16 protein-coding genes and 1 pseudogene are annotated in these 21,158 nt (G+C 73.4%); 12 read left to right on the forward strand and 5 right to left on the reverse strand.

Annotated features, from left to right (window positions below):
• Positions 1-105: 105 nt before the first annotated feature.
• The 4 genes and pseudogenes from ppdK to CRYAR_RS17985 all read right to left on the reverse strand — a co-directional run bounded on the left by ppdK (position 106) and on the right by CRYAR_RS17985 (position 5,428).
• Positions 106-2,630, reverse strand: a pseudogene (ppdK, locus tag CRYAR_RS17970) (pyruvate, phosphate dikinase).
• A gap of 12 nt (positions 2,631-2,642) precedes the next feature.
• Complete coding sequence (locus CRYAR_RS17975) at positions 2,643-3,608, reverse strand: Acg family FMN-binding oxidoreductase (RefSeq protein WP_051570546.1); 966 nt, start codon at positions 3,606-3,608, stop codon at positions 2,643-2,645.
• Between the two features lie 116 nt (positions 3,609-3,724).
• The gene (locus CRYAR_RS17980; protein ID WP_035852313.1) at positions 3,725-4,762 is read right to left on the reverse strand and encodes an NAD(P)-dependent alcohol dehydrogenase; all 1,038 of its coding nucleotides are present in this window, start codon (positions 4,760-4,762) and stop codon (positions 3,725-3,727) included.
• 72 nt (positions 4,763-4,834) lie between these two features.
• Positions 4,835-5,428: a membrane protein gene (locus CRYAR_RS17985; protein WP_035852315.1), complete on the reverse strand. Its 594-nt coding sequence runs from the start codon at positions 5,426-5,428 to the stop codon at positions 4,835-4,837.
• A gap of 448 nt (positions 5,429-5,876) precedes the next feature.
• On the opposite strand from CRYAR_RS17985, the gene CRYAR_RS17990 reads away from it, so the two are divergent.
• The 9 genes from CRYAR_RS17990 (at position 5,877) to CRYAR_RS18030 (ending at position 17,243) form a co-directional block, all read left to right on the forward strand.
• Positions 5,877-8,462, forward strand: coding sequence for an HAD-IC family P-type ATPase (locus CRYAR_RS17990; RefSeq protein WP_084701932.1), 2,586 nt, complete (start codon positions 5,877-5,879; stop codon positions 8,460-8,462).
• Entirely contained in the window at positions 8,455-8,823 is a 369-nt protein-coding gene (locus CRYAR_RS48955; RefSeq protein WP_035852318.1) for a hypothetical protein, read from the forward strand. The genes CRYAR_RS17990 and CRYAR_RS48955 overlap by 8 nt, the downstream gene beginning before the upstream one ends.
• Positions 8,824-8,843: 20 nt before the next feature.
• The gene (locus tag CRYAR_RS48960; RefSeq protein WP_211247517.1) at positions 8,844-9,518 is read left to right on the forward strand and encodes a P-loop nucleotide/nucleoside kinase family protein; all 675 of its coding nucleotides are present in this window, start codon (positions 8,844-8,846) and stop codon (positions 9,516-9,518) included.
• A gap of 78 nt (positions 9,519-9,596) precedes the next feature.
• The gene (locus tag CRYAR_RS18005) at positions 9,597-10,595 is read left to right on the forward strand and encodes an Acg family FMN-binding oxidoreductase (RefSeq protein ID WP_035852323.1); all 999 of its coding nucleotides are present in this window, start codon (positions 9,597-9,599) and stop codon (positions 10,593-10,595) included.
• Entirely contained in the window at positions 10,592-11,557 is a 966-nt protein-coding gene (locus CRYAR_RS18010) for an Acg family FMN-binding oxidoreductase (protein WP_084700655.1), read from the forward strand. The genes CRYAR_RS18005 and CRYAR_RS18010 overlap by 4 nt, the downstream gene beginning before the upstream one ends.
• Complete coding sequence (locus CRYAR_RS18015) at positions 11,554-14,292, forward strand: bifunctional acetate--CoA ligase family protein/GNAT family N-acetyltransferase (RefSeq protein ID WP_051570550.1); 2,739 nt, start codon at positions 11,554-11,556, stop codon at positions 14,290-14,292. The genes CRYAR_RS18010 and CRYAR_RS18015 overlap by 4 nt, the downstream gene beginning before the upstream one ends.
• Before the next feature lie 39 nt (positions 14,293-14,331).
• Positions 14,332-15,345 (forward strand): alcohol dehydrogenase AdhP, encoded by a 1,014-nt coding sequence (gene adhP / locus CRYAR_RS18020; RefSeq protein ID WP_035852327.1) that lies wholly within the window; start codon positions 14,332-14,334, stop codon positions 15,343-15,345.
• A gap of 94 nt (positions 15,346-15,439) precedes the next feature.
• Complete coding sequence (locus CRYAR_RS18025) at positions 15,440-15,844, forward strand: pyridoxamine 5'-phosphate oxidase family protein (protein ID WP_035864508.1); 405 nt, start codon at positions 15,440-15,442, stop codon at positions 15,842-15,844.
• 643 nt (positions 15,845-16,487) lie between these two features.
• Positions 16,488-17,243 carry a sigma 54 modulation/S30EA ribosomal C-terminal domain-containing protein gene (locus CRYAR_RS18030; RefSeq protein ID WP_157017860.1) on the forward strand — a complete coding sequence of 252 codons (756 nt, stop codon included), beginning with the start codon at positions 16,488-16,490 and terminating at the stop codon, positions 17,241-17,243.
• A gap of 7 nt (positions 17,244-17,250) precedes the next feature.
• Here CRYAR_RS18030 and CRYAR_RS18035 read toward each other — a convergent pair whose 3' ends face one another.
• Positions 17,251-17,901, reverse strand: coding sequence for a response regulator (locus CRYAR_RS18035; protein WP_035852328.1), 651 nt, complete (start codon positions 17,899-17,901; stop codon positions 17,251-17,253).
• Positions 17,902-17,988: 87 nt separating this feature from the next.
• Between CRYAR_RS18035 and CRYAR_RS18040 the strand changes: the two genes are divergently transcribed.
• The 3 genes from CRYAR_RS18040 (at position 17,989) to CRYAR_RS18050 (ending at position 21,151) form a co-directional block, all read left to right on the forward strand.
• Complete coding sequence (locus tag CRYAR_RS18040) at positions 17,989-19,740, forward strand: GAF domain-containing sensor histidine kinase (RefSeq protein WP_035852331.1); 1,752 nt, start codon at positions 17,989-17,991, stop codon at positions 19,738-19,740.
• A gap of 66 nt (positions 19,741-19,806) precedes the next feature.
• Complete coding sequence (locus CRYAR_RS18045; RefSeq protein WP_211247518.1) at positions 19,807-20,550, forward strand: CBS domain-containing protein; 744 nt, start codon at positions 19,807-19,809, stop codon at positions 20,548-20,550.
• A 1-nt stretch (position 20,551) separates the two neighbouring features.
• Positions 20,552-21,151 (forward strand): Rv1733c family protein, encoded by a 600-nt coding sequence (locus CRYAR_RS18050; RefSeq protein ID WP_035852333.1) that lies wholly within the window; start codon positions 20,552-20,554, stop codon positions 21,149-21,151.
• The last annotated feature ends 7 nt before the right edge of the window (positions 21,152-21,158 follow it).

The raw sequence follows: 21,158 nt of genomic DNA on the forward strand, positions 1-21,158 counted from the left end.
ACCATGCTGAGTAGGCGCCACTCTCCGAACGCTTCGGCTCTCCCACCCTACGCTCAGGGCGGCCGCGAGAACCGTGGTCGCGGCCGGCTTCGGTGCGTACCGCTCTCAGCGCGTGTCGGACCCCGTCCCGGCCACGGCGGCACGGCCGGCCTCCAGGCGCGCGATCGGCACCCGGTACGGCGAGCACGAGACGTAGTCCAAACCGGCGTCGTGGAAGAAGTGCACCGACTCCGGGTCTCCGCCGTGTTCGCCGCAGACGCCGATGTGCAGCTCCGGGCGCGCCGCCCGGCCCTCCTCGACCGCGATGCGGATCATCCGGCCGATGCCCTTCCGGTCGATCGTCTCGAACGGCGACACCCCGAAGATGCCCAGTTCCAGGTAGCGGGAGAAGAACGCGCCCTCGACGTCGTCGCGGGAGAACCCCCAGCCCATCTGGGTCAGGTCGTTCGTCCCGAACGAGAAGAAGTCGGCCGCGTGCGCGATCTCGCCGGCGGTGAGCGCCGCGCGCGGGACTTCGATCATCGTGCCGATCCTCACCGGGAATCCGGCGGTCAGCTTCTCCGCCTCGGCGCGCACGGTCTCCAGCTCCTGCACGGTACCGACGAGCGGCACCATGATCTCCGGCCGCGGATCGCCGCCCGCCTCGCGGTGCGCGACCGCCGCTCGCACGATCGCGCGGATCTGCATGGCGAACAGACCGGGAACGACGAGCCCGAGACGCACACCGCGCAACCCGAGCATCGGGTTGGCCTCGTGCATCCGGCGCACGGCCGCGAGCAGGGCCAGGTCGCTCCCGGGGTCGTTCCCGAGCGCCTGGGCGACGCCGACCTTCACCGCCAGTTCTTCCAGCGACGGCAGGAACTCGTGCAGCGGCGGGTCGATCAACCGGATCGTGACCGGCAGACCGTCCATCTCCCGGAACAGCTCCTCGAAGTCCGCCTGCTGCAGCGGCAGCAGCGCATCCAGCGCGAGCTCGCGTCCGGCGGCGTCGTCGGCCAGGACGAGCCGTTCGATCAGGCCCCGGCGCTCCCCGAGGAACATGTGCTCGGTGCGGCACAGCCCGACGCCCTCGGCGCCGAAGCGCCGGGCCCGGGCGGCATCGGGGCCGGTGTCGGCGTTGGCGTGCACACCGAGCCGGCGCCGGGCGTCCGCGTGCCGGAGCAGCCGGTCGACGGCCGCGACCAGCCGGTCGGCGGTCGGGGCCAGGGAGCCCTCGAAGTACCGCACGACCGGCGACGGCGCGACCGGCACCGCGCCGAGGTAGACGCGCCCGGTGGTCCCGTCGATCGAGATCACCTCGCCCTCGGTGAGCACGTGTCCGTCGACGGTCAGCTCGCGCCGCTCGGCGTCGACCTGCAGGCCGTCCGCGCCGCAGACACAGGTCTTGCCCATGCCGCGGGCCACCACCGCGGCATGGGACGTCTTGCCTCCCCGGCTGGTCAGGATCCCGTCGGCGGCGATCATGCCGGGCAGGTCGTCGGGGTTGGTCTCCCGGCGCACGAGGACGACGTGCTCGCCTTCGGCGGCGAGCGCGGTGGCGCGAGCCGAGTCGAAGACGATCCGCCCCACGGCGGCGCCGGGGGAGGCGCCGACGCCGTGCGCGAGCGCGCGAGTGGCCGCGCCGACCTCGAACATGGGGAACATCAGGTGCGCCAGCTGCGTGCCGTCGACGCGGGCCAGGGCCTCGTCGGCGTCGATCAGCCCTTCGTCGATCAGCTGGGACGCGATGACGAACGCGGCGGCGGCGGTGCGCTTGCCGACCCGGGTCTGCAGCATCCAGAGCGTGCCGCGCTCGATCGTGAACTCGATGTCGCAGAGGTCGCGGTAGTGCGCCTCCAGCGTCGCCATGTGTTCGAGCAGTTCGCGGTACGAGGAGGGATCGATCTGCTCCAGGTCCTGCAGCGGCACGGTGTTGCGGATGCCCGCGACGACGTCCTCGCCCTGGGCGTCCGGCAGGTAGTCGCCGTAGACGCCCCGGGCGCCGGTGGCCGGATCGCGGGTGAACGCGACGCCGGTGCCGGAGTCGGGCCCGAGGTTGCCGAACACCATCGCCATCACGTTCACCGCGGTGCCGAGGTGGGCAGGGATGCGTTCCTGGCGACGGTAGAGCACGGCGCGTTCGGAGTTCCACGACTCGAACACCGCGCGCACCGCGAGGTCCAGTTGCTCGCGGGGGTCCTGCGGGAACGGCCGGCCGGTGTGTTCGAGGAAGACCTTTTGATATGCGGTGACGAGTTCTTCCGGGTCCTCGACGAGTGCTTTCGCCGCGTCGAAGTCCGCGGACGGGACGCCGCACACCGTGCGTCCGAACATCTCGATCAACCGCCGGTAGGAGTCCCAGGCCGACTCGCCCCGGTGCGCCGCGAGACCAGCAGCGGATCGGACGGGTCACCGAGGCGACGGCCCATCCGGCGTTCGAGGTCAGCGAGTTTCTCGCTGACCTGATCGGCCAGTTCGGCCGGCTCCCGGCCGGTTCGCAGGTAGGCCCGGCAGGCCTCGGTGGTGATCGTGAAGCCGGGCGGCACCGGGAGACCGATGGTGGTCATCTCGGCCAGGTTCGCTCCCTTCCCGCCCAGCAGGTCCTTCATGTCCTTGTTGCCGTGGGTGAAGTCGTAGACGAACGTGACCATCGGAGCGTCTCCTTACGATTGGCCGGGGAACCCGAGCGCGTCCGAGTTCGGACGCCGGACGGTCCGGGGTGGGGCCGCCGTGTCGGCGGGGACGCCGATCCGCAGCGCGATCGCCGGGTGGTCGCTCCCGCCCAGCAGGGTGCGCAGCGCACGCCGGGCCGAGGAGACCTCGACCACTTCGCTGATCGGCGACGCGACGAGCCTGTGGCCGGTCAGCGTCAGCCAGACGTCGGACAGCGCCTCGCCGGCCGCCAGCCAGGAGCGGCGGTCGTCGCGTTCGGTGAGCAGGACGCCGTAGGCGGTGCCGCCGTCGGTGCCCGAACCCAGCTGCTCGTGCTCACGGCGGAAGGTGCGCGTCGGCACGGTCCGCCAGGTGTCCGGCACGATGGTGCGGCCGGGCAGGCCGTCGCGCCGGTCGGCCGGGCGGGTGGTCCAGGTCCGCAGATCGCGCAGGAGCGACGGCTCGGCGTGTTCGACGACGTCGGCCACCTCGGCGATGTCGGCGAACGAGGTGAGCTCGTCCGGCGTCAGGAACCGCAGCCGGGCATCGTGGCGCCCGGCGGCCGCCCGCAGCGCGTCCAGGTCGGCGGCCGCGGGCGGCTTCTCCGCGAACGGCCGGCGCTCGGTCTGGCGGCGGTAGATCGCCTCGTGGTTCCGTGGGTCGGCCACGCAGCGCGCACCGAGACGCAGCCGGGCCACCAGCTCCGGCCGGGTGTCGTCCGGCAGGCGCTCGACGCTCCCGGCGTACCCACCGGCGCGCAGCGCCGCCACCGCGTGGTCCAGGGCGGCGCCGCAGCTGAGCAGCAGCAGGCGTCCGTCGGGGTCGAGCGCGCCGAGCCGGCGGTCGGCGTCGAGCCGGAGCTCCGCGGTGTCGCCGAGGAACGTCCACCGCCAGGGCTGGGTGTTGAGGACCGATGGGGCGCGGAGCGCCGCCAGGGTCGCTTCGGTCAGCTGGTCGATTGCCGCACGGTCGGACATGGTTGGTTCCCTTCGTCGTTGGCGGGTCCCTCGTCCACGGTCGTCGCCCCGGGTGGCTCGCAGTAGGGCCGGGAGGGCCCCGGGGACTGCGACCAAAGACCCGGGTCCAGAGCTGCTCAGCCGGGGACGACGACGGCGCGGCCGGGCACGGTGCCGGCGGCGACCGCCGCGTAGGCGTCGGTGGCCCGGCTCAGCGGCCAGGTGCGCACCTCGGCGCGCAGGTCCCCGCGCGCGGCCAGCCGCAGCACCTCGTGCAGCTCGGGGCGGGTTCCCCAGTAGGTGGGCGTGACCGAGACGCCGTAGGGCGTACCGAGCAGCGACACCGGCAACACCCCACCACCCAGTCCGACGATCAGGATCTGACCGCCCTTCGCGACCGACCTCGCCGCGATCGACAACGTGGCGTCGGAACCGACCAGGTCGAGGACGGCCGCGGCACCCGCACCGCGGGTGAGGTTGCGGACGGCGTCCTCGGCGCACGCGCTGGCGTGCACCAGGTGGTCGGCGCCGCACGTCTTGGCCAACTCGAGGGCCTCGGGTTTGGTGTCCACGGCGATGATCTCGGAATCGGTGGTCGCGCGCAGGATCTGCACGGCGAGGTGCCCCAGGCCGCCGATGCCGATCACGACCGCGGTGGCGCCCGGCGTCAGCACGGACCGTGCCTTGGCGATCGCGTGGTAGGGCGTGAGGGCCGCGTCGGTCAGTGGCGCGGCCTCGGCCGGCGACAGGCCGTCCGGCAGCGGAACGAGGAAGCGTGCCGACGGCACCAGCAGGTACTCGGCCATTCCGCCGTCGGCCCCGAGGCCGGCGACGGTCCAGTTGCCGGGCACCGACGCGCAGTAGTTCTCGGCGCCGGTGGCGCAGGTGCGGCACGTTCCGCAGCCCCACGGCCCGTACACCGCGACCGGGAGGCCCGGCTCCAGGTCGACTCCCGCGCCGACGGCGTGCACCCAGCCGGCGTTCTCGTGGCCGAGCGTGAACGGCACCGGCCAGTCGAGCAGGCCGGGCGGGAAATCGTGGAGGAGGTGGAGGTCGGAGTGGCAGACGCCGGCGCCGCCGACACGGACGAGTACCTGCCCCGGTCCCGGGTCGGGGACGGGCAGCTCGGCGAACTCGGGGTCGTGGTGCCAGGCGACGAGGCGGAGCGCGCGCATGGTGATCTCCTCACGGACACGGCCCGGCCCTCGAGGGCCGGGCCGTTGTGGGCAGTTGTGATCGGGCCGGGCTCACGTGAGCCAGGGGAACCTCTGGACCAGCGCGGTCTGCCGCCACCAGGTGCCGAAGCCGAAGTAGTTGCCGGCTCCGAGCAGGACGAGCGCGGCCACGATCAGCGCGCCGAGGATGTGATCGTCGGTGATCGGGTTGTTCTCCGGGGGCAGCGCGACGGTCCACATCAGGACGTAGAGCAGGCTGCCGCTGACGCCGGCGATGCGCATTCCGATGCCGAGCGTCATCGCGACGCCGATGCCGAGCAGACCGAGCATGAACGCCCAGTTGGCGAAGGCGGTGCCGGCCAGGTCGTGGTAGAGGCCTTCGAACGGGCCCTTGGCGCCGTTCGCCAGGAAGCCCTGCGTGGGCGAACCGCCGTCGATCCAGCCCTTGCCGGCGGGCGTCGCGTAGCCGAGACCGAAGACCTTGTCGACGAACGCCCACAGGAACGTCCAGCCGACGACGATCCGGGTCGCGGCGAGCACGATCCGGGTCGCGGTGGCGGTGCGGCCGTCCGGCGTGTCGTAGAGCGCGGCCGGGCTGTCGGGGGCGGTCAGGTGGAGCGAGTCGGGGATGTGGAGGCGGTGCTGCTTGCCGTGGGTGGTGGCCATCGTGCGTCACCTCGTCGGTAGTGGGGGTGCTCGGTGCAAGTCCAGATTCCACTCGCGCCGGCGTGCCCAGCAGAGGCAGAGGTCCCGGTCCGCCCGGCCCGCTCCGGCCGGTTCCCGGGACCTTGGTCCCGAGCCCCCACGCCCACCGGCGCCGCCCGGAGAACCCGTGCGCGAGGAGCGCGAACTCCGACAACGAGGTACTGGAGCCGGCGAGGCTCGCGATCCGCGCCGAACAGCACTACGGCTCGGCTCCGGACAGGGAACGGGCGACCGGCGCCGTGTTCGGGGGCGCGGCGTTCGAGGGCGCGGTGCGAGAAACGGGACCTTCGCCCCTCGTGACCGCCTTCCCGGGGGAGCGACGGTGATCGAGGACCAGGCGAGGAGAACCACCGTGAACGTCATCGAGGAGACCCACTCGCCGGTGATCGTCGGCGATCCCCGGGAGAACATGCAGTCACTGCTCCGCGACCTCCGGGCGCGGCCCGGCGGGCTGAGCGCGGAGGAAGCGGCCCGGCGGCGCGTCCAGTACGGCCCGAACGCCCTCCCCACCCAAGGCGGCCCCAGCTGGATCAGGGCGCTGACCCGGCAGCTGGTCCACCCGTTGGCGCTGCTGCTCTGGGGCGCCGCGGTGCTGGCCGGGCTCTCGGGTACTCCCACGCTGGCGATCGCCATCGTCGCGGTCGTTCTCCTCAACGCCGCGCTGGCGTTCTGGCAGGAGCAGCAGGCCGAGCGGTCGGTCGAGGCGCTCGCGGCGTTCCTGCCGCCGCACGCCCGGGTGCTGCGTGACGGCCACGTGGTCGAGCTGGACGCGGTCGAGATCGTCCCGGGTGACGTCCTCCTGGTGGACGAGGGTGCGACGGTCCCGGCCGACGCCCGGCTGCTGGACGGGGCCGTCGAGGTCGACATGAGCGCGCTGACCGGCGAATCGGTCCCGGTGATCCGCACCGCGGGGGAGACCGACGCCGTTGCCCAGCTGCTGCACGTCCCCGACGCGGTCTTCCGCGGCACGCTCTGCACCGGTGGGACCGGTCACGCGGTGGTGTTCGCGACCGGTGCCGCGACCGAGATCGGGCGGATCGCGACGCTGTCGCACGGCGTGGAGCGCACGGACAGCCCGCTCGAGCGCCAGGTGCGCCGGGTGGCGTGGCTGATCGCCGCCGTCGCGGTCGGCGTCGGCCTCGCGTTCCTGCCGCTGGGCCTGGTCGCGGGTCTGTCGCTCCCGGCCGCCCTGGTCTTCGCGGTCGGGCTGCTGGTCGCGAACGTCCCCGAGGGGCTGCTGCCGACGATCACGCTCGCGCTCGCGGTGGGCGTCCGGTCGCTGGCACGCGCCGGAGCGGTCGTCAAACGGCTGTCCGCGGTGGAGACCCTCGGGTCCACGACCGTCATCTGCACCGACAAGACCGGCACGCTGACCGCGAACCGCATGCAGGTCCACCAGCTGTGGACACCGCATGCCGACATCCGCGACGCCGCCGACATCCCGCCCGGCGACGGCCACGTCGCGGCACTGGCCGAGGCGCTCGCCCGGTGCACCGACGCGACGCTGGACGGTGAGCACGACACCGGCGACCCCACCGAACTGGCGTTGCTGCGATTCGCCCGGATCCACGTTCCGGCGCGTGGGGCGCTGCGGATCACCGTGCACCGCTTCGATCCGCGGCTGCGCCGGATGTCGACCGTCGACCGCGGCACCGAACGCCGCGAGGTCTCCGGCAAGGGCGCGCCCGAGGCCGTGCTCCCGCTCTGCCGGCTGAGCGACGCGGAGCGCGCGACCGCCGAGAGCGTCGTCGCGCAACTGGCCGGGCGCGGACTGCGGGTCCTCGCGGTCGCGCACCGGCCGCTGGGCGACACCGTGCCCGCCGACCGCGACGCGGTCGAACGCGACCTGCGGCTCTGCGGGCTGGTCGGCCTGCTCGACCCGCCGCGTCCCTCGGTCGCTCCGGCCGTGCGGACCTGCCACCGGGCGGGCCTCCGCGTCCACGTCGTGACCGGTGACAGCCCGCTGACCGGGGCCGCGATCGCCCGCTCGGTGGGCATCGGCGACGACGACTCCGCGGTGATCACGGGCGACGAGTTGGCGGCGATGACCGACGAACAGCTCGCCGGACGACTGCAGACCGACGGCGAGGTGGTGTTCGCGCGCAGCACCCCGGAGGACAAGCTGCGGATCGCCGACGCACTGTCCCGGGGCGGTGAGGTGGTCGCGATGACCGGCGACGGCGTCAACGACGCGCCCGCGCTGCGCCGCGCGGACATCGGCATCGCGATGGGGAAATCGGGCACCGACGTCGCCCGCGAGGCCGCCACGATGGTGCTCACCGACGACGACTTCGCGACGATCGTCCGGGCCGTGGAGGCGGGACGGCGCGTCTACGACAACGTCCGCAAGTTCATCCTCTACATCTTCGCCCACGCGGTTCCCGAGGTGGTCCCGTTCCTGCTGTTCGCGCTCTCCGGCGGCGCGATCCCGCTGCCGCTGACCGTGCTGCAGATCCTCGCGATCGACCTCGGCACCGAGACGCTCCCCGCGCTCGCGCTGGGCCGCGAACCGGCCGAGCCGGGCCTGATGGACCGGCCACCGCGGCGCCGCTCCGAAGGGGTCGTCACCCGACGCATGCTGATCCGGGCGTGGGCGGTGCTCGGCCCCGTGTCCGCCGCGCTCGTGCTGCTCGCGTTCTTCTCCGTGCTCTGGCGCGCCGGCTGGACGCCGGGCGCCGACGTCGGGCACCACACCTACCTGCAGGCCACCACCGCGACGTTCGCGGGAATCGTGGCCTGCCAGATCGGCACCGCGTTCGCGTCGCGGACCGAGCGGGTCTCGCTGTTCACGGTCGGACTGTTCACCAACCGCCTGCTGTTGATCGGCGTCGTGTTCGAAGTCGTGTTCACCGCGGCGCTGGTCTACCTGCCGCCGCTGCAGGCGGTGTTCGGCACCGCGGCGCTGGACGGCTGGACGGTCGCGCTGCTGTGCACGTTCCCGCCGGTCGTGTGGGGCGCGGACGAGCTCTACCGCTGGCTGGTGCGTCGTGGTTGAGACCCTCGCGGGCGTCGCCGAGACGCACACCGGCGTCGTGTTCTTCGTCGGCGACCGCGCCTACAAGCTGAAGAAGCCCGTCGACCTGGGATTCGTCGACTTCCGCACCCGCGAGTCCCGGCGCACCGCCTGCCGTCGCGAGCTCGAGCTCAACCGGCAGTTCGCGCCGGACGTCTACCTGGGCGTCGCGGAGGTGCACGACCCGGAGGGGCGACCCTGCGACTGGCTCGTCGTGATGCGCCGGATGCCCGCCGATCGACGGCTCTCGACGCTGGTCCGGGCCGGAAAGGACGTCGACGAGCCGCTCCGGGCACCCGGTTCCTGGCCTGGTTCGCGGAGTTCGCGGGCGGCCCGCGGGTGACGTCACTGGAACATCGCTACGTGACTCACCGGGCCGTCATGCGGGCCAAGGTCGCGTGCCTGCGCCGGCAGCAGGGCGTCGCCGACAGCGCTGCCACCGCCGTCCGGCTGCTCGGGATCGGCGTCACCCATCTGCGTGCCGCCGAACCGCGGCTGATCCTCGTCGGCGGCCTGCCCGGCGCCGGGAAGTCGACGCTGGCCGGTGGCCTCGCCGACGCGCTCGGCGCGGTGCTGATCCGATCCGACCGCGTCCGTAAGGAACTGGCCGGGATCTGGCCGCTGACCGACCGGCGGTCGCCGTGGCGCACCGGGCTCTACCAGCCCGGTCGTACCGCGGCGGTCTACGACGCGCTGCTCCGCCGGGCCGCCGACGCGCTCCGGCACGGCGAGTCGGTGGTCCTGGACGCCGGCTGGGTGGACGCGGCCGCGCGCGACGCGGCCCTCGTGATCGCGTCCCGGGCCGGTGCGACGCCGGTGGAGCTGCGCTGTGTCGCCCCGGCGCAGGTCGCGGCCGAGCGGATCACCGGCCGGACCGGCGACCCGTCCGACGCGACGCCCGAGATCGCCGCCCGGCTGGCCGCGGGGTTCGCTCCCTGGCCGGCCGCGTCCGAGATCGACACGACCGCGCGTCCCGCCGACGCGGTGGCCGCGGCGCTGCACCGCGTCGAGCAAGTCGGGACGAACGTCCCGTCCTAGCGGTCCACCGGCTCTGCTGCCGGACCCCGCCGGGCCGCACGCTGAACACAGAAGCCACCGAGATCACGGGAGTTCGCCATGGCCGCCACCGCTGCACCCCGGCCGCTCCAGGCGGTCCTCGACGTCGCGGCCGCGGCCGCGCTGCGCGCGCCGTCGGTGCTCAACACCCAACCGTGGCGCTGGATCGTGCACGAGAGGTCACTGGACCTGCGTGCCGACCCGGGCCGGCAACTGGGCGCCGTCGACCCGGAGGGCCGCATGCTGACGATCAGCTGCGGGGCGGCGCTCGACCACGCGCTGATCGCGCTGCGTACCGAGGGCTACGACGCCCGGGTGGAGCTGCTGCCCGACGCCCGCGACCCGGAGCTCCTCGCGGCGATCTACCCGGCCGGGCACCACACGCCGCTGGCCGAGGACTTCCGCCGGTACCAGACCACGTTGCGCCGGCACACCGACCGGCGGCCGTTCGGACCGGATCCGGTCACCGAGGACATGATCGCCGGCCTGACCGGGGCCGCCCTCGCCCACGGGGTGCACGTGCACGTCGTCCGGGACGACCAGGTGCCGACGCTGTCCGCGCTGGCGTCCGTCGCCGCCGGCGAGGAGCTGGCCGACCCGGCCGAGCGCGCCGAGCTCGCCCGCTGGACCCGTCGCGCACCGCACGCCACCGAAGGCCTGGCCACGGACGTCACCGTTCAGGGCTCGCCGCGGCGAGTGCCGTTGCGCCCCCACGCCGAAGACGCCGCCGGTCGGCTCCCGGCCGGGCCCGGGAACGACAGCGGCGCCCGGTACCTCATCCTCTGGGGCAACCAGGACGGCCGCCGCGCGTGGCTGCGCGCCGGGCAGGCGCTCTCCGCCGTCCTGCTGACCGCCGCCGAGTCAGGCCTGGCCGCGTCGCCGATGACCGACCTCGTCGAGGTGACCGATACCCGGGTGTCGCTGCGCCGCCTCCTGTCCTGGCAGGGTCACCCCTACGCGGTGCTGCGCGTCGGCGTGGCCGCCGCCGACCTCGGTGTGCCCGCGGCGCACCGGCTCGGCCACGACGAGGTCGTCGAGATCGATCGGCCGTCGTCATGACCACGCCCGGGATCACCCTGCTCGACGCCGAGCGGTTCGCCGAACTGGTGACGCTCGGCACGCGGGCGCCGTCGCTGCACAACACCCAACCGTGGCTGTTCCACCGGGACGGCGACGCGGTCGAAGTCTTCGCCGACCCCTCCCGGGTGCTCCCCGCCACCGATCCGTCCGGCTGGGGCCAGCGCATCGCGATCGGCGCCGCCGCGTACAACCTCCGGCTGGGGTACGCGCAGCTGGGTTGGCGGGCCGAGACCGAGCCGTTCCCCGAAGCGGGGGAGAAGCACCTGGTGGTCCGGGTCCACCCGGTCGCCGAGCACCGGATCACGCCCGCCGAGCGGACGGTGGCCGACGCCATCCCGCGGCGGCACACCAACCGTCGCCCCTACCTGGAGGCTCCGGTGCCGGCGGCGACACTGGCCGCGCTCGTCCATGCCGCCGACGAGGAGGCCTGCCGGCTGACCGTGCTGGACGCGCGGGGCGTCGGTGAGGTCTCCGAGCTGATCCGGGACGCCGACGCCGAGCTGGAGCGTCGGCGGGGGTACCGCGAGGAACTCCGGCGCTGGTGCCGCGACGCCGGCGGACCGCCGGACGGCGTCCGCTGGGACCGGCTGACCGGCCGTCCCCACGCCGACGAGCGGCTGCGGCGGCGCGACTTCGGCGCTCCCACGACCAGCTCCGATCGCCGCTACGAGAGCGACCCCTGCCTCGCGGTCCTGACCAGCAGCGGTGACGGTCGCTTCGACGAGCTCCGCGCCGGTCAGGCCCTGCAGCACGTGTTGCTGCGGGCCACATCGGCCGGGCTGACCTCGTCCCTGTACTCGCAGCCGATCGAAGTCGGCGCGGTACGTCAGCGGCTGAGTGCCGTGTGCGGCGGCGGCACCCCGCAGATGGTGGTGCGGGTGGGCTACGGGCTCGCGCACGGACCCACCCCACGGCGTCCGATCGACGAGGTGATCCGGTGAGCGACGTCGAGGCGCTCCTCGCCGGCGGAAGTGTCGTGCTGGTCCGGCCGGTCGTCCCCGCGGACGCCGACGGACTGCGTCACCTGCACGTCGACGCGTCCGGCAGCAACCGCCGGATGCGGTTCTTCACCGTCGGTGACGTCACGGCCGCCGCCTACGCCGAGCACCTCGCGCATCCGGACGACGACCACCTCGCCCTGGTCGCCGTCCGCGACGGCGAGATCCTCGGGGTGGCGTCGGCCGAGCCGACCGGCACCGATCCCGCCGTGGCCGAGGTCGCGCTGATGGTGACCGACCGGCTCCACCACGCCGGCATCGGCACGCTCCTGCTCGAGCACCTGGCGGCCGCCTCGCGCCGGGCCGGGGTCACGCGCTTCACCGCCGACGTGCTGTCGGAGAACCGGGCGATGATGACGGTCTTCGCCGACGCCGGCTTCACGGTGTCGATGGCACGGCCGGAGGCGTCGACGGTCGGCGTGAGCGTCGATCTCACCGGCACCACGATGCTGGCCGCCGCGGTCGCGGATCGCGAGCGGCGGGCCGGCGCGGCCTCGCTCGCTCCGGTCCTGGCGCCGACGTCGATCGTGGTCGTCGGCGCCGGACGGAACCCGGGCGGCGTCGGCCGCGCGGTAGTGACCAACGTCCTCGCCGGAGGCTTCACCGGCCGGCTGGCGGTCGTCAATCCCCACGTGGCGCCGGGCGCCACGATCGGCGACGTCCCCGCGTATCCGTCCGTCGCGGACGTGCCCGGCGCAGCGGTTCCCGGCTCGGCCGGTCCGGCCGCGACCGCCGTCGCGAGCCCGATCGATCTCGCGGTCGTCGCCGTTCCCGCGGACAAGGTCGCCGCCGCACTCGGCGAGTGCGGGCGCGCCGGCGTGCGCGCGGCCGTCGTGCTGTCCTCCGGCTTCGCCGAAACCGGCGGCCGCGACGCCGAGCGGGAACTGGTCGCGATCGCCCACCGCTACGGGATGCGGCTGGTCGGCCCGAACTGCCTCGGCGTGGTGAACCTCGACCCGCGCATCCGGTTGAACGCCACCTTCGCCGACCTGCGGACCAGCACCGCCCCGGAAGGCGCCGGAGTCGGGCTGGCCTCGCAGTCCGGAGCGCTCGGGATCGCCGTCCTGGAGGCCGCGGCCCGGCGTGGGATCGCGGTGTCGCAGTTCCTCTCGCTCGGCAACAAAGCCGACGTCAGTGGAAACGACGCGTTGCTCGCCTGGGAGGACGCGCCGGGTGTCCGGGCCATCGCGCTGTACCTGGAGTCCATCGGCAACCCCCGCCGGTTCCGGCGCATCGCCGCGCGCATCGCACAGCACAAGCCCGTCGTCGCCCTCCGCAGCGGACGGTCGGCCGCGGGCGCCCGTGCCGGCGCCTCGCACACCGCGGCGGCCGTCACCCCGGACGCCACCGCCACCGCGTTGTTCCGCGACACCGGCGTGCTGGCCGTCGACACCACCGAGGAACTCCTCGACGTCACCGCGCTGCTGGCCACCCAACCGGTTCCGGCCGGAACCCGGATCGGTGTCGTCGGCAACGCGGGTGGCCCCGGGGCCCTCACCGCGGACGCCGCCGCGGCGGCCGGCGCGCGGATCCCGGAGCTGAGTGAAGCGACCGCGGCGGCGCTCCGCCGGCTGATCCCGCGGGCCGCCGCGGTGTCCAACCCCGTCGACCTCGGCGCCGAGGCTTCGCCAGCCGCCTACCGGTCCGCGCTGGTCACGGTGTTCGCGTCCGGAGAGGTCGACGCGGTCGTCGTGTTGCACGCGGTGACCCGCGCGCAGCCGGTCTCCGCGGTCGTCGACGCGGTGCAGCGGGTCGCCGACGCGCACCCCGGCATACCGACGGCGGGCGTCCTGCTGGGCGCCGAGCCGCCCCGCGGCGCAACCGTACCGTGGTACTCGTTCGGAGAATCCGCGGCCCGCGCCGTCGCCAGAGCCGGACACCTCGCGGTGTGGCGGGCGCGGCCGCACCTGCCGGCGGCGGTGCCGGGCTTCGACGAGCCCGCCGTCGCCGCGCTGCTGGCCACCGCTCCACGATCGACGGACGGGTGGCTCGACGCGGGCGCCGCCCTCCGGTTGCTCGACCTGGTCGGTGTGCCGGCCTGCCGCACCGTTCCGGTCGTCGGCGCGGACGCCGCCGTGCGTGCCGCCGCGGACCTCGGCGGACCGGTCGTCGTCAAGTCGGCGGCTCCCGGCCTGGTGCACAAGACCGACCGGCACGCCGTCGCGGTCGGACTGGCCTCCCCGGGAGACGTCGCCGCGGCCGCCGCGGCGATCTGCCGCAGCACCGGCTCGGACGCCCTGCTCGTGCAGACGATGGCCACCGGGCGTCTCGAGCTGACCGCCGGACTCGTCGCACCGGCCGGGGGCGTGCCGGTCGTTCTCGTCGGTGCGGGCGGTGTCCACGAGGAAGTCCTCGCCGACAAAGCGCTGGCCACCTGCCCGCTGGGCACCGGCCGTGCCGCCGCGATGCTCGACGAGCTGCGGTGCGCACCCCTGCTCCGTGGCCACCGGGGGAGCCCTCCACTGGACCGCGGCGCGGTCGTGGACGTCCTCGACCGGCTGGCCCGCCTCGCGGCGATCGCACCGGAGATCGCCGAACTCGACCTCAACCCGCTCCTCGTCGACGAACACGGCGTGACCGCCGTGGACATCGCGGTGCGGTGCCACCCGTCCACCCCGGACGGCCGTTCGCTCCACCGCGACCCGGTGGCGGACGACTACGCCCGCGCGCTGGGCTGACCCCGGCGCACGAATCACCCCTTACCCAAGGAGGCCGCCATGCGCGCCGCTGTTGTTCCCGCCCTCGGTGCCCCGCTGGAGATCCGGGACCTGCCCGTCACTCCGCCCGGTCCGGGCCAGATCCTGGTCCGGATCGAGGCGTCCGGTCTGTGCCACACCGACATCCACGCCGCGCGCGGCGACTGGCCGGTCAAGCCCACACCGCCGTTCGTCCCCGGGCACGAAGGCGTCGGTGTGGTCACCGGCGTCGGTACGGGCGTCACCTCCGTCGCGTGCGGTGACCGGGTCGCGCTGCCCTGGCTCGGCCACGCCTGCGGACGCTGCCGCTACTGCGTGTCCGGCCGGGAGACGCTCTGCGCCGGACAGCAGAACACCGGCTACTCCATCGACGGTGGGTACGCCGAGTACGCGCTCGCCGACGCCGCTTACGCCGTTCCGGTCCCCGACGGTGTCGACCCGGTCGACGCCGCCCCGCTCACCTGCGCCGGCGTCACCACGTACAAGGCCGTGAAGGTGGCGGGGATCCAGCCGACCGAGCTGGTGAGCGTCGTCGGCATCGGTGGTCTCGGGCACCTGGCCGTGCAGTACGCCTCGATCGTGGGCGGCACCGTGATCGGCGTCGACGTGCGTGAGGACAAGCTGCAGCTGGCCAAGGAACTGGGCGCGACCTACACGGTCAACGCCGCGACGACCGACCCGGTCGAGGCGATCCACACGCTGGGCGGCGCCGACGTCGCGATCGTGCTCGCCGCCAGCTCCGCGGCGGCCGAGGCCGCTCTGGCGTCGCTGCGCCCCGGTGGTCGCCTCGTGCTGGTGGGGCTGCCCAAGGACGGCGCGATCCGGCTGCCGATCTTCGACACGGTGCTGCACGGCAAGCACGTCATCGGGTCGATCGTCGGCACCCGGCAGGACCTGACCGAGGTGTTCGCGCTGCACGCGGCGGGCCGGACCCGGGTCATCACGCAGGCCCGCGCGCTCGACGAGGTGAACACGGCGTTCGACGAGGTGCTGGCCGGCGACGTCCCGGCTCGGCTGGTCTTCACCCGCTTCTGACGGCGGGTGACGGGCGTCCCGCGTCGCGACGAGGCTCCGCGACGCGGGACCTTCGTCCCTAGGGAGAACGATGATCGCGCTCGACACTGAGCCGATGCGCCCCCTTTCCCCCTCCCTCGTGGTGCTCGATCGCGACGAGTGCCTCGCCCTGCTGAGCAGCGTGCCGGTGGGGCAGGTTGTTTTCACCGACCGGGCGCTGCCCGACGTCCTCCCGATCAACTTCCGGCTCGACGGCGACGCGGTGGTGATCCGCGTCGCGACCGGCTCGAGGCTCGCGCGGGCCGCGGCCGGGGCGGTGCTGGCGTTCCACGCCGACCGGATCGACGAGGCCACGCACACCGGGTGGAGCGTCACCGTGGTCGGGCGGGCCACCGAGGTGACCGACCCGGCCGAGCGTCAGCGCCTGGACGAACTCCCGCTGCGGTCGTGGATCGGCGACACCCGGGATCACTTCCTCCGGATCCCGGCCGAGCGGGTGACCGGCCGTCGTCTGACGTGATCCGTCAGGCGCCGCGGCGATCAGGCGTGCGCGACCACCAGCGGCGCGCTCACCGGTCGGCCTCGGCGAACGCGGCCTCCAGCGTGGTGGTGTCCTGGTCGGCGCCGGCGATGCCGACCGCAGCCCACGACGACCGACGCGCGGGACGCGGACGCTTCCAGGAGGGCGCGCGCGGGTGGCTCGTCGCTGACCCGCCCGGAAACGGACAGCGCCGGGAACGCCGCGCCCAGGCGGGTCGCCGCCGGTCGAGCGCCCGCTCCCCGTCGACGCGTGCCGCGTCTCTCTTCCACGCAGGCCCAGCCGAGAGCCCGGTCGGCGGCGAGGGTGCCGTCGAGGCCGACCACGACTCCTTTCCACGCGCTCATCACGGGGCGGGCCGGGCGCGGAGTCGACGGACGCCGTGCTCCGTCGGGTCGCGGTGCGGTGCGGTGCCTCATGGCGATCCTCCTCGAACGCGGAAGGGCAGCCGGTACCTCCAGCGCGCGACCGTCCACCGGGGATCGACAGGGTCGACGATCCCGACCCGGACCGAATTCCGGGCCGGGAGTCACCACCAGGACCGCTGGTCGCCTCGGTCCGGGACCAAGGACCCTGCCCGGTTCGGTGGGACGCGACGAGGCTGGTGGGTGTGAGGAGGCTTGCGATGAGCGTTCATGGTGATGCCCCGGTCGTTCTGGCGGAGCTCCCGGTGGAGGTGACCACCGACGGGTACTTCGCTCCCGACGTCCCCGACCACGCGCGGCGGAAGGTGCGTGCGGCGCTGAGGTACTGCCCGTACCCGATCCTCCGGGCGTCGGTGCGGATGGTGCGTTTCCCCGACCCCGCGTTGCCCCGGCCGGTGGTCTCCAACGCGTTGGTGAACGTCAACGGGCGGCTGGTCCGGGTGCAGACGACGGCGTCGTCGGCCCGGGAAGGACTGGACGCGCTGCAGCACTCGCTGCGCACCGCGATCGAGCGGATCGATCGTCATCCGGGGCGCCGGGGCCACGGACAACGGCCGGTGGTACCGGACGCCGGCGACGATCCGGAGATCCACCCGCACGGCACCTACGCGCCGGTGTCGTGCACCGTCGACGAAGCGATCGCCGATCTCGACGCGCTCGACCGCGAGTTCCATCTGTTCCACGACGTCGACACCGACGTGGACACCGTGGTGTTCCGCGCCGGGCCGACCGGCTATCGCCTCGCCCAGGTCCGGCATCAGCCGCTCGAAGTGACTCCGGCCACGCCGGTGGCGATCGAGGTCGGCGACGCACCCCGGCTGAGCGTCGGGGATGCCACCGAGCGCCTGCGCTGCAGCGGTCAACCCTGGGTGCTCTTCGCCGACAGTGCCACCGGGCGCGGCACCGTGCTCCATGTCGGGCGCGACGGCCACTACGGGCTGGTCACGCTCGACTGAGAGGGTGTCAGGCGCCGGGCGTGTGCGGACCGAGCAGCTTCGTCGCCAGGATCGCGGCCTGGGTGCGGCGTTCGAGCCCGAGCTTCGACAGCAGGCTGGAGACGTAGTTCTTGACCGTCTTCTCGGCCAGGAACATCTCCTCGCCGATCTGCCGGTTGGTGAGGCCGCGCGCGATCAGTTCGAGGATCCTCCGTTCCTGCGGAGTGAGGCGGGCCAGTTCCGACGGCGTGTGCTCGTGGCCCTCGCGGATCCGTTCGAGTACCTGCTGGGTGACGGCGGGGTCGAGCAGGCTCTGCCCGGCCGCGACCCGCCGGATGCCGTCGATCAGGTCGGTGCCGCGGATCTGCTTGAGCACGTAGCCGGCGGCTCCGGCCATGATCGCGCTGAACAGGGCCTCGTCGTCCTGGTACGAGGTGAGGATCAGGGCTTTGATCGACGGGTCGGCCGACCGGACGTCACGGCAGACGTCGATGCCGTTGCCGTCGGGGAGGCGGGCGTCGAGCACGGCGACGTCCGGGCGCAGCGCGGGGATGCGGCGGGTGGCCTCGGGTGCGGAGCCGGACTCCCCGACGACCTCGATGTCACCGCTCGACTCCAGCAGCGCGATCAACCCACGTCGGACGACTTCGTGGTCGTCGAGGAGGTACACCCGGATCATGTGTCGTTCCTACACGGCGCGGACCGGATCCGGTGGGTTCTTCACTAGGCTGCGACCGGCGGCAGAGGTGTCCGGCGGGAGCGAACGATGAGCGACGACAGCGAAGAATCGGCCGGACCGGTGCCGTCCCTGTCCCGGTTGCGCCTGGACACGTTGCTCCGCGAGCTGGTCGTCCGGGCCGAGGACCTGCTCGACACCCAGTCGCGGCTGCACCGGTTGCTCGACGCGGTGGTGTCGATGGCCAGCGATCTGAGCCTGCCCGACACGCTGCGCCGGATCGTGGAACTCTCGGCCGAGCTCGCCGGCGCCCGGTACGCGGCCCTGGGCGTCATCGGACCCGAGCGTCTGCTGGTGGAGTTCATCACCGTCGGGCTCGACACGCAGACGCGGGTCGCGATCGGTGATCCGCCGCACGGCAAAGGCATTCTCGGCCTGTTGATCAACGAGCCGAAGCCGATCCGCCTGCACGACCTGGGCGAGCACCCGGAGTCCTACGGGTTCCCGCCGAACCATCCGCCGATGACGTCGTTCCTCGGTGTGCCGATCCGGGTGCGCGGCACGGTGTTCGGCAACTTGTACCTCACCGAGAAACGCGGCGGTGAGGACTTCAGCGAGGAGGACGAGGACGTCGTGATCGCGCTGGCCGCCGCGGCCGCGATCGCGATCGAGAACGCGCGGCTGTTCGAGCAGACCCACCGGCGCGAGCAGTGGCTCGCCGCGTCCACCGAGGTCACCGACCGGCTTCTGCAGGGCGCCGACTTCACCGAGACCAGCGGTCTGATCGTCGCCAAAGCCGTGGAGATCGGCCAGGCCGACGCCGGGTTCCTCCTGCTCCGCGGGGAGGGCGAGCCGCAGGACGACCCGCGGCTGACCGTGCGGGCCGCGTTCGGGGACGGCGCACATCATTTCCTCGGCGCCAGTTACACCGTTCCCAGCGCCCGCACCGCGCTGTTCGCCGGTGACGGCAGCCCGTTCCGGTTCGACGGCGGCGGCGCCCATCCGTTCGTCCCGCGGGACCCGGCCCCGGTTCCCGACCGTTTCCTCGGCCCGGGCGCGATCGTCCCGCTGGCCGCGGGCGGACGGGTCTTCGGCGTGATCTCGGTGGCCCGGGTCGAGGGGCGGGCCACGCTGAGCGACGCCGACACCCGGATGCTGCACGCGTTCGCCGGTCAGGCCGCGCTCGCCCTGGAGTTCAGCCGGGCGGCGTCCGATCGGCAGCGGCTCGCGGTCTTCGAGGATCGCGACCGGATCGCTCGTGACCTGCACGATCTGATTATTCAGCGGCTGTTCGCGGTGGGGCTCGGGCTGCAGGGTGTCAGCACGATGGCCGGCCGTCCGGAGGTGACCGACAAGCTCAACGGGTTCGTCGACGACTTGGACGACACGATCCGCGATGTCCGCAAGACGATTTTTTCGCTGCAGGAGCCGGTGGAGCGGCCCAGTGGGTTGCGGGGGGAGGTGTTGCGTGTGGTGTCGGGGTCGGCGGAGACGTTGGGGTTCGAGCCGCGGTTGCACTTGGTGGGTCCGATCGATTCGGCTGTGCCGGATGCGGTTCGTCCTGATCTGCTGGCAGTGTTGGGGGAGGCGTTGACGAACGTGGCGCGGCACGCGCGGGCGTCCAGTGCGGAGGTGGAGCTGAGTGTCGACGTCGGGTCCGGCCGGGTGACGCTGGTGGTCACCGACGACGGGGTCGGGCCTGGTGCCGACGACACGCCTGGCCACGGAACCGTCAACATGGCCTCCCGCGCCCACCGGTACGGCGGCGACTGCACGTTCGAGCCCCAGGCCGAGCGCGGGGCCCGGCTGTGCTGGTCGGTGCCGCTGCGTCCCGGTTCCTGAGCCGACCTCCGGGACTTTGGCCTCTGCTCCCGAGCGGCCCACCGTCCCACGCTGAGGTGGAGACCCGTGACGCGCGACCTGGAGTCGCGCCCGGCCGAGGAGCCCACGATGACCCACCGCAAGGTCCGGGACGTCATGACCACCGACGTCCGCACCGTCCACGTCGGATCACCGGCGAAAACCGTCGCCGGGCAACTGGAGGCCGGTTCGGTCAGCGCGCTGCCGGTCGTCGACGACGATCGGCACGTGGTCGGGGTCGTCTCGGAGGCCGACCTGCTGCACAAGATCACCTACCAGGACGACGCCGACGACCTCCCGCGCATCTTCCGACGGCACCGCGCCGATCGGGCCAAGGCCGACGGCGAGTCCGCCCGGACGTTGATGACGTCGCCGGCCGTGACGATCGGGCCGGGAGCGTCCGTGGTCGAGGCCGCCGCACTGATGGAGCGGCACCACGTGAAGCGTCTGCCGGTCGTCGACGACACCGGTGACCTGATCGGCATCGTCAGCCGTCGGGACCTGATCCGGATGTTCACCCGCACCGACGACGAGATCCGTGCGGAAGTCGAGCACGAGGTGCTCGACCGGGTGCTGATGCTGGAGCCCGGCACCGCCTCCGCCTGGGTCGCGAACGGCCACGTCACGTTGCGAGGGCGGTTGCGGCGCAAGAGCGAAACCGAGATCGCCGTCGCGCTCGCGGGGCGGGTCGACGGCGTCGTCGGGGTGGCGAACTCGATGACGTTCGACCAGGACGACACCACCTACCGCGCGCTGCGCGACGACGTCGCTTCGCGCGGGATCTATTACTGAGATGAACCGCTACTCGCGGCCCCGTCGCGTTCTCCGCACGCTCGGCTTCGGACGCAATCCGATGCGGCGTCGACTCGATCGGGTCGACGCCCTGCTGCGGGTGGTCACGGCGCTGCTGGCGATCGGGCTGGTGACGACCGCCGGTGACCTGGCCGCGACGAGGTACCGAACCGCGGTCGACCACCGGGCCGACCAGCTCCGGCATCGGCACGAGGTCACCGTGGTGCTCCTGGCCGACACCGTCTCGACGTCGAACGGGTCGTCCGCGCCGGTCCACCGGCAACGCTCGCCGGTGAGGGCCCGGTGGACCCAGCCGGACGGAACGGTGCGCACGGGCGACGTCTACTCGCGTCACCCCGGTGTGAAGGGCGACCGGGTCGCGGTCTGGTTCGACGAGACCGGCACGCCGGTACCCGCGTTGATCACCGTCGGCGACCTGCGGGCGCAGGCGTGGACGATGGCGTTGGCGGCCACGGGATTCGGTGGGCTGGTGCTGTTCGCCGTCTACACGAGCGCGCAGGCGGTGCTCGACCATCGTCGGTACGCCGCGTGGGCGGCGGAGTGGGCGGCGGTCAGCCCGCGGTGGCGCCATCGGATCTGAGGGGCGA

Origin of the sequence: Cryptosporangium arvum DSM 44712, from assembly GCF_000585375.1 — a bacterium.
In the GTDB taxonomy this organism is placed as follows: Bacteria; Actinomycetota; Actinomycetes; order Mycobacteriales; family Cryptosporangiaceae; genus Cryptosporangium; species Cryptosporangium arvum.

What these genes read in the sequence shown, in the direction of transcription:
- CRYAR_RS17975 (WP_051570546.1), bottom strand. Translation starts at nt 3,608, where the DNA reads ATGTCCGACCGTGCGGCAATCGACCAGCTGACCGAAGCGACCCTGGCG.
- CRYAR_RS17980 (WP_035852313.1), bottom strand. Translation starts at nt 4,762, where the DNA reads ATGCGCGCGCTCCGCCTCGTCGCCTGGCACCACGACCCCGAGTTCGCC.
- CRYAR_RS17985 (WP_035852315.1), bottom strand. Translation starts at nt 5,428, where the DNA reads ATGGCCACCACCCACGGCAAGCAGCACCGCCTCCACATCCCCGACTCG.
- CRYAR_RS17990 (WP_084701932.1), top strand. Translation starts at nt 5,877, where the DNA reads ATGCAGTCACTGCTCCGCGACCTCCGGGCGCGGCCCGGCGGGCTGAGC.
- CRYAR_RS18005 (WP_035852323.1), top strand. Translation starts at nt 9,597, where the DNA reads ATGGCCGCCACCGCTGCACCCCGGCCGCTCCAGGCGGTCCTCGACGTC.
- CRYAR_RS18010 (WP_084700655.1), top strand. Translation starts at nt 10,592, where the DNA reads ATGACCACGCCCGGGATCACCCTGCTCGACGCCGAGCGGTTCGCCGAA.
- adhP (WP_035852327.1), top strand. Translation starts at nt 14,332, where the DNA reads ATGCGCGCCGCTGTTGTTCCCGCCCTCGGTGCCCCGCTGGAGATCCGG.
- CRYAR_RS18025 (WP_035864508.1), top strand. Translation starts at nt 15,440, where the DNA reads ATGCGCCCCCTTTCCCCCTCCCTCGTGGTGCTCGATCGCGACGAGTGC.
- CRYAR_RS18030 (WP_157017860.1), top strand. Translation starts at nt 16,488, where the DNA reads ATGAGCGTTCATGGTGATGCCCCGGTCGTTCTGGCGGAGCTCCCGGTG.
- CRYAR_RS18035 (WP_035852328.1), bottom strand. Translation starts at nt 17,901, where the DNA reads ATGATCCGGGTGTACCTCCTCGACGACCACGAAGTCGTCCGACGTGGG.
- CRYAR_RS18040 (WP_035852331.1), top strand. Translation starts at nt 17,989, where the DNA reads ATGAGCGACGACAGCGAAGAATCGGCCGGACCGGTGCCGTCCCTGTCC.
- CRYAR_RS18050 (WP_035852333.1), top strand. Translation starts at nt 20,552, where the DNA reads ATGAACCGCTACTCGCGGCCCCGTCGCGTTCTCCGCACGCTCGGCTTC.